Here is an 8,172-nt window from a genome sequence, read left to right on the forward strand (position 1 = left end):
GCAATAACCGCTGGATACATATTAAGTTCATATGTTTTATGAGCTTAACAATTATATGTTTAATTGGATCTATATTTTTGGCCGTCGCATTTGGTGCAAAGGATATTCATTTGCAAACGGTGTGGACAGCGGTTTTTGATTACAATCCGAAATTAACGCAGCATCAAATCATTTACGAATTAAGGCTCCCAAGGGTAATTGGCGCAGCAGTTGTAGGAGCGGCTTTTGCGGTCGCTGGGGCTGTTATGCAAGGAGTAACACGAAATCCTTTAGCTGATGCAGGTGTACTTGGCATAAATGCAGGTGCGATGTTTGTAGTAGCACTTAGTTTTGCCTTTTTTCCGCATATGCCGTATTCCTATTTAATGATTGTCTCCTTTATTGGAGCGGTCTTAAGTACAGTACTCATTTTTATTATCGGATCGGCCACATCAGGCGGATTAACACAGATGAGATTAACGATCGCTGGGGCAGTTATGGCTGCGCTTTTACATTCGTTAAGTTCAGGTGTCGCGATTTATTATGACTTAAGTCAAGATTTAGCTTTTTGGTACGCTGGTGGTGTTACAGGGGTTAAGTGGGAACACTTGAAATTTTTAGTTCCTATTATTCTCATAACAATTGTTTTTGCGACAATTTTAGGGCGGTCTATTTCACTCATATCAATGGGGGATGATGTCGCTACGAATTTAGGAGTAAAAACGAACCGAACGAGAATACTAGGGATGATTATAGTAGTCATTCTTGCAGGTGTATCTGTTTCAGCTGTTGGCTCTATTGGATTTGTAGGACTAGTTATCCCGCATATTGCTAGAAAATTAGTTGGTGTGAATTATCGACTCATTATTCCTATGTCAGCATTATTAGGTGCTATGTTATTAGTTTTAGCTGACCTAGGGGCAAGAACAGTAAACCCTCCTAAAGAACTGGCGATAGGAATTATGGTGGCTCTTGTTGGAGTTCCGTTCTTCCTCTATATAGCACGTAAAGTTGGGAGGGAGTTGTAAGTGAAGAAGATTTTAAACACAGATAAAACGAGAGCCGTTACTATAACTACAATATTTGGTTGTATTAGTATCGCTGTCATTTTGCTTAGCTTAAATACGGGGACACTTAGCATTGCACCGCTCAAAGTAATTCAAACGCTTTTCGGTCATGGTGATTTTGAGAGTGCAACCGTGCTGTACGATTATCGTATGCCAAGAATTATAATCACAATGTTAGCTGGTATTGGCCTTGGGATTTCCGGTGCGATTTTGCAAGGGTTATCAAGGAATGCGTTGGCCGATCCTGGTATTCTTGGACTGCATTCAGGTGCATCTTTCGGGCTAATTATATTCGTTACTTTCTTTCATTCTATTAATGAGAATGCATCGATATTAATACCGTTATTTACATTTGGCGGAGGAGTATTAGCTGCATTTCTTATTATTTTACTTGCGAGTGATCGATCAAAAGGTTTACTTCCCATTAGACTTATTCTCGTTGGTATTGCGGTTTCAGCTGGCTTTAGTGCAATTTCGTTATTTTTCTCTCTCAAGTTAAATGATGAGACATATACATTCGCTTCTAGATGGTTAGTTGGTAACGTGTGGGGAAGGGATTGGATTCATGTCCTTGCATTATTACCTTGGATTTTCATACTAACTCCGTATGCATGGCTAAAATCTAAAACGTTAAATGCATTGTCACTCGGTGATAGTGTGGCAGCGGGACTTGGTGTTTCTGTTCAAAAAGAACGGTTACTCCTTTTAGCTACAGCGGTTGGATTATCTTGCGCGAGTGTATCGATGGCAGGAGGGATTGGTTTTATTGGTTTAGTTGCTCCGCATATCGCAAGGAAGTTAGTAGGTACTACATATCAACACTTTCTTCCTTTAGCTGGCATTATCGGAATGATTATTTTAGTGCTAGCAGATACGATAGGTCGTTCTATATTTGAGCCAAACTCTATTCCAGCTGGTGTAGTAGTGGCCGCATTAGGAGCACCGTATTTTCTTTATTTACTTACAAAAACAAAATAAATACTTCAAAGAGGAGAACATATGAAAAAGAAACTTACTATTTTATTTAGCATCATGTGTATTTTAGTACTAGCAGCATGTGGTCAAACGAAATCTAATGAAGAGGCAACGAAAAAAACGAAAAAAAGTAATGACCCAAAAATTGCCTCTATGTCTATTCATTTAACGAATGATTTACTTGCATTAGGAATTACACCAGTAGGTTCTGTTATTGGTGGAGATTTAAAAGATTTCTTACCGCACGCTAAAGAGAAGTTGAAAGATACGAAGAAGCTTGGTGTTGTAACAGATCCGAATATGGAAGCGTTACTTCAATTAAAGCCAACTGACATTTATGTTGATGAAAAATATGCTGGTAAAGATGTAGCGAAATACGAAAAAATTGCAAAAACGCATACTTTCAATTTAGATGAAGGTACATGGAGAGACCATTTAAAACAAGTTGGTAAACTTGTAAACCGTGAGAAAGAAGCGGATCAATATATTCAAGATTACGAAGAGCAATCAAAACGAGTAAAAGGTTTAATAGATAAAGAGCTAGGTAATAACGAAAAAGTAATGGCAATTCGCGTTACTGCAAAAGAATTACGTGTATTTAGTACGAAAAGACCGATGGGACCAATTTTATTCCAAGACTTAGGATTACAACCTGCAAATGGTGTAGAGAAAATTGATGGAAACCGCCCTTTCGAAGTCATTTCACAAGAAGTATTACCTGACTTTGATGCAGATGCGATTTTCGTTGTTGTAAATAGAGATGATAAAGCAAAAGCTGCATTTAAACAACTTCAAGAAACACCAATTTGGAAAGACTTAAAAGCTGTTAAAGGCAAGCATGTATATATTATCAATGACCAACCATGGCTTGACTATTCTGCTTTAGGTAACAAAATGGCAATGGATGAAGCAGAGAAAATGTTTACGAAATAATATAGTTTTGCTATTAGGAAAGGCCCTCTAAATTTGGAGGGCTTTTTATTATTGTTAGAATAAACGAAAAATTATACAATGAAATTAATTTCGTGTAGAGGAGATGTGCCAATGTCAGCGCTTATTGTAAGTATCCCGTTTATAAAGCAGTTTATGGAACAAGGGGATAAATAGGCTAAAATAAGTATCCCCGTTATTAAAAAAGGGGGAGTTTGAAATGACGATGAATCTTTTTCAAAATAAAATTGTAAAATTATCCGCTATTAGAGAATCAGATGCTGTAGTAATGGTTATGTGGCAAGAGGATAGTGAGTATTTAAGAAATGTCGATACAGATGTAGCGTTTCCGCAATCGTTACAAGAAATAGCAAGTGATGAGTTATTAAAAGGACGGAGATCGAATAGTGTTTCTTTCATGGTAAGGACAGTTCAAGAAGATCGCCTAATTGGTTTTGTGGCGATTCATGGTATAGAGTGGAATAACAAAACAGGTTTATTAGCCATTGGTATAGGAGATGCGAATGATAGAGGAAGAGGATATGGGAAAGAAGCAATACATCTTATTCTAAAGTATGCTTTCTATGAATTGAATTTACACCGCATCGGTCTCGATGTTATTTCGTATAATAAACCTGCCATTGCATTGTATAAAAAGATGGGTTTTCAAATGGAAGGCTGTATGAGAGAAGCGGTTCAAAGAGATGGGAAGTGTTTTGACCGTATGATTATGGGGATATTGCGGGATGAATGGATAGAGCTGCAAGGTTAGAAAGTACATTCGAAATTATATATGTAGTATGCAGGAGATATAATGGTAATTGGCGAAAATTTACAGTGTGTTGATTGAATTTATAAGGAGTCATGTAAAATGAATTTAGAAAAGGCAAAACCAGTAAATGAAGAGGTCGCCGAATTAAAAGAACTTATTAAAGAGTTACACGGAAGTGTGCACCAACTTCAAAGTGAAGTGCAGCAACTAAGGCACGAAAGACCAGTTGTTGAAGTGAGAAAAGGTGTTCAATTATCACCAACAATTGTCGGACAAATTGGTGGTATGATTTTAGGTGGTTTAGCAATTATCGGTATATTTTGGTGATGAAAAAAGGTTTGCAGCACGGATGCTGCAAACCTTTTGTATTTGACGATATAATTTCATGCAATGCAACTTTTACATTAAATAACGTAAATATATATAAGCATGTGATAACAAGAGTGCAACAATAGTTAATGGTAAACCAATTTTTAAGAAGTCCATATAAGAGAAGCCATGTCCTTCACGTTTTGCAATACCAGCAACGACTACGTTTGCAGATGCACCGATTAGTGTTCCATTTCCTCCTAAGCAAGCTCCAAGAGATAACGCCCACCATAGTACTTCGATTTGCGGAGAATCGACAGATAGTCCGAGTCCTGTAGCTAAGTCTTGAATAAGAGGAATCATCGTTGCGACAAATGGGATGTTGTCGATTGTCGCAGATGCGATGCCAGATACCCATAAAATAAGTATAGCTGCGAATCCGATGTCACCGTTTGTTACGTCGATTACTTCTCTTGCAAGTGAAGAGATAAGTCCGATATCAATTAACCCGCCAACGAGAACAAATAATCCGGCGAAGAAGAAAATGGTTACCCATTCAACATGGGCAAATACATCTTCAATATCATGTTCTTTCACGCCGATTAACATAAGAAGTGTAGCGCCTGTCATCGCGATAACAGCAGCGTCTACATGAATAATCGAATGAAGTACGAAGCCTAAAATAGTTAGTCCTAAAATCGAAATAGATTTTAAAAGGAGGCTTTGATCTTTAATGTAATCTTTTTCGTTTAATGCCATTAGTTTTTCGATTTGTTCAGGTGTTGTTTTTAGTTTGTTACGATACATGAAGTAAATAATGCCAAGTGTCACGATAGAAATAATAATTACGATTGGAGCTAAGTTAAGTAAAAAGGCGTTAAAGTCTAAATGCTTGTTTGCTGATCCAATCATAATATTAGGTGGATCACCGATTAATGTTGCTGTTCCGCCTATATTTGAAAACAGCACTTCTGAAATCAAATAAGGCACAGGATTTACTTTTAAAATACGTGTAATGGATAATGTAACAGGAACGATTAATAAAACAGTCGTTACATTGTCCAAAAATGCTGATCCGACAGCAGTTAATAGGGATAGTAATAATAAAATGCGAATCGGTTTTCCACCAGCTGCTTTTGCCGCTTTAATGGCCACAAATTCAAAGACGCCTGATTGACTCGTAATATGTACGAGAATCATCATCCCAATTAAAAGGGTAATCGTTTCCCATTGAATATGTGATGTGAAAGCAGTATGTAAATCTACAACTCCAAAAATAATCATAATAGCAGCACCGAATAGTGCGATTACAGCACGATTCAATTTCTCAGAAATAATAAATCCGTACGTGATTAAAAATACGGCAATTGCAAAATAATATTGCCAATTTGCTACTTCATGTGCTGACTGTTCCAATCATGTCACCTTCTTTAAATTATGTATTCAATTGTCGAAATGTATCTCGCTGCAATAATACGGGATAAAATATATTGTAGCAAATTCAAAAAAGAAAGAAAACTATTTAACAAAGTGAAGGAAAAAATGCATTTTTTACATATCATATAAAAAATATAAAAAACACAGTGCAAATTATTAGGAAAAGTGAGCGTTGTCCTCTAATATAGAGATAGCAATTTACATTATTTTTGCGTAAAATGGTTTAAAGAGGTGAATTCCGATGGAAATAGTAAAAGATAGTTCTCTTATTCAAAATGAAATTGAACGTTTTGTAAATAAAGATGTATATATTCATTTAGAAACGACAAACGGAGCGTATGCATCACACATAAATGAAAAGATGATGACAGTTGGTGCTTTTATTCGAAATGCGATTATCCGTTTTGAACGCGGGAAGATAACGGGAACAAATCCATACCGAGTTGGTTTGAAAATGGATCACGGTTGGGTATATGCTGAAGGTATTACGCACTGGGAAGTAGACGATCAAGAGCGTTTATTATTAGCTGGACATGATAATTTAGGTCGTCTAGCAGTTGCACTTGAGTTAAGCTTAACACCATTTAAGTAAGAAGGAGGGAAACTTATGGAGAGACATGTACTTGTTGTATTTCCGCATCCAGATGATGAAGCATATGCTGCGGGAGGAACAATTCGCTTATTAACAGATCAAGGAGTACCTGTAACGTATGCATGTGGTACTCTAGGACAAATGGGACGTAACATGGGTAAGAACGTATTCGCTAACCGTGAAACGATTCCACATATCCGTAAGAAAGAATTGAAAGATGCTTGTGAAGCGATGGGTATTAAAGATTTAAGAATGCTTGGCTTCCATGATAAAACGTTAGAATTTGAAGATGTTGATTTCGTTGCTGACAAAATTGAAGCAATTATTCAAGAAGTAAATCCATCTCGAATTATTACATTTTATCCAGAGCACGGTGTACATCCAGATCATAATGCATTTGGCCGCGCTGTCGTTCGCGCTGTATCACGTATGCCAAAAGAAGAGCGCCCAGTTATCCATGCTGTTGCGATTACGAAAAATCGTGAAGCAGTATTAGGAGAACCGGATGTTGTAAATAACATTAGTGAAGTATTTGATCATAAATTAACTGCATTAGGTGCGCACCGTTCACAAACAGAAGCAATGCTTGAAGACACGCATGCAAAAATAAAAAACAAAGATGCAGCAACATTAAAATGGCTGCAACTTGAACAGTTTTGGACTTATAAATGGGAGTAGGCTAGAAGGATACCTTCTAGTTGCTCTTACATAGAAAAAGCGCCGTCACTTGTGATGGCGCTTTTTCTTGTTGAAGACTATATATTTCTTAGGGTGCTTCAAAATTTTTAAATTAACGTGCAGTATAGCCTCCATCAACAAGAAGTGTTGTACCGTTAACAAAACTAGCATCATCACTTGCTAAAAATAAGACAGCTTTAGCGACTTCTTCTGGTGTTCCAAGTCTGCCTTGTGGATGAAGTGAAGCTAAATATTCTTTCTGTTCAGGATTAACACTACCAAGTAAAGGGGTGTCAATATAACCGGGGCACACCGCATTAATACGTATTCCATATTTAGCGTAGGCAGTACATAAATTTTGAGTTAATAGTTTCACACCACCTTTTGCAGAGGAGTATGCTGTTGGGGTAGGTAATGAAACAAAACTATGAATCGAACCAGCGTTAACGATGACACCACCTGTACCTTGTTTAAGGAATTGTTCAATCGAATATTTATCAGAAAGGAATACCCCAGACAAATTAATATCAATAGTTCTTTTCCACTTTTCATAGGATAATTCGTTTGCTGGTGCATCATCAGCAACGCCGGCATTGGCATACATAATATCTAATTTACCGTATGTACTTACTGTCTCATGAATTAGCTGTTTAATATCTGCCTCTTTTGTTACATCAGTTTTAATAAATAACGTATTATATCCATGTGCATTCAATTCATCTGATAGTTCTTTTCCACGTTCAGAAAAGTCAGCAATAACTACTTTTGCACCTTCTTCGATAAAAAGACGAACAGTAGATTCGCCAATTCCACTTGCACCACCAGTTATGATTGCTACTTTGTCTTTCAATTTCATATAAACCTCTCCATTCATCAATGAATTTAAGTCGAATTTTTAAATCTGGTTATATCACTATTAACCTTAAATAGTAAGTAGATAGAAGAAAAAGCTCGCGTTTACTTAATTGTGAGAGTGCTATTTTTTCTTTAGTGTACTTTTTGATACAGTTATGGACGAAAATATTAATTTGGTCAATCTTATCATTAGATTGAATATTTGGTAAAGAGCTCTCGAACAGAGCGAGTACGGATGCTGAAAAATTAAAATAAATATGAAGTATTATTTGTAGGGTAAGGAACAAGGGGGAGAGAAGCATAACGAAAACTACTACTCTATTTAAATAGGAAAAAACCTTGCAGGGGGGCAAGGCTTTAAACAGGGTATTAAAAATGATTGATTTATTAAGAAGAACTTCTTCTTGTGAATAAACTAATTTTAGCACGATAACTCATATGTATGTGTTACGAATTTGTGAATAAAAACTCAATGATAAAAGTATGAGTGAAAGGAAATAATGTATTTGAAATATGTATTATTACACAAAGTTTAGTTGAAATAGTGAGGAAAATAAAAAAGCGCAATGAGCAAAATA

The 8,172-nt window shown here is 36.4% G+C and carries 9 protein-coding genes; 7 read left to right on the plus strand and 2 right to left on the minus strand.

The annotated features are described in order from the left end of the window. The 5 genes from ACQGSG_RS24010 to ACQGSG_RS24030 form a co-directional block, all read left to right on the plus strand. A partial coding sequence (locus tag ACQGSG_RS24010) for a FecCD family ABC transporter permease (RefSeq protein ID WP_426948186.1) occupies nt 1–1,007 on the plus strand: 1,007 nt, incomplete at its 5' end. Continuing rightward, a complete protein-coding gene (locus ACQGSG_RS24015) occupies nt 1,008–2,024 on the plus strand; it encodes a FecCD family ABC transporter permease (protein ID WP_061655011.1) in 1,017 nt (338 codons plus the stop codon). A 21-nt stretch (nt 2,025–2,045) separates the two neighbouring features. Continuing rightward, on the plus strand, nt 2,046–2,954 hold the full coding sequence (locus tag ACQGSG_RS24020; RefSeq protein WP_098869837.1) for an iron-hydroxamate ABC transporter substrate-binding protein: 909 nt from the start codon (nt 2,046–2,048) through the stop codon (nt 2,952–2,954). Between the two features lie 217 nt (nt 2,955–3,171). Beyond that, nucleotides 3,172–3,723 (plus strand): GNAT family N-acetyltransferase, encoded by a 552-nt coding sequence (locus tag ACQGSG_RS24025; protein WP_000178468.1) that lies wholly within the window; start codon nt 3,172–3,174, stop codon nt 3,721–3,723. 99 nt (nt 3,724–3,822) lie between these two features. Then, nucleotides 3,823–4,050, plus strand: coding sequence for a hypothetical protein (locus ACQGSG_RS24030; RefSeq protein WP_001047304.1), 228 nt, complete (start codon nt 3,823–3,825; stop codon nt 4,048–4,050). A 72-nt stretch (nt 4,051–4,122) separates the two neighbouring features. On the opposite strand, the gene ACQGSG_RS24035 is transcribed toward ACQGSG_RS24030, so the two are convergent. Next, nucleotides 4,123–5,448: an ArsB/NhaD family transporter gene (locus ACQGSG_RS24035; protein WP_000437992.1), complete on the minus strand. Its 1,326-nt coding sequence runs from the start codon at nt 5,446–5,448 to the stop codon at nt 4,123–4,125. A 262-nt stretch (nt 5,449–5,710) separates the two neighbouring features. Between ACQGSG_RS24035 and ACQGSG_RS24040 the strand changes: the two genes are divergently transcribed. Both ACQGSG_RS24040 and bshB2 read left to right on the plus strand, forming a co-directional pair. Beyond that, complete coding sequence (locus ACQGSG_RS24040) at nt 5,711–6,061, plus strand: YojF family protein (RefSeq protein WP_000407045.1); 351 nt, start codon at nt 5,711–5,713, stop codon at nt 6,059–6,061. A gap of 15 nt (nt 6,062–6,076) precedes the next feature. Continuing rightward, on the plus strand, nt 6,077–6,739 hold the full coding sequence (bshB2, locus tag ACQGSG_RS24045; RefSeq protein WP_000439483.1) for a bacillithiol biosynthesis deacetylase BshB2: 663 nt from the start codon (nt 6,077–6,079) through the stop codon (nt 6,737–6,739). Between the two features lie 112 nt (nt 6,740–6,851). On the opposite strand, the gene ACQGSG_RS24050 is transcribed toward bshB2, so the two are convergent. Further along, on the minus strand, nt 6,852–7,595 hold the full coding sequence (locus ACQGSG_RS24050) for an SDR family NAD(P)-dependent oxidoreductase (RefSeq protein WP_000768017.1): 744 nt from the start codon (nt 7,593–7,595) through the stop codon (nt 6,852–6,854). Nucleotides 7,596–8,172: the final 577 nt, after the last annotated feature.

This window comes from Bacillus sp. GMa5/1 (assembly GCF_050172015.1).
GTDB classification, from domain to species: domain Bacteria; phylum Bacillota; class Bacilli; order Bacillales; family Bacillaceae_G; genus Bacillus_A; species Bacillus_A cereus.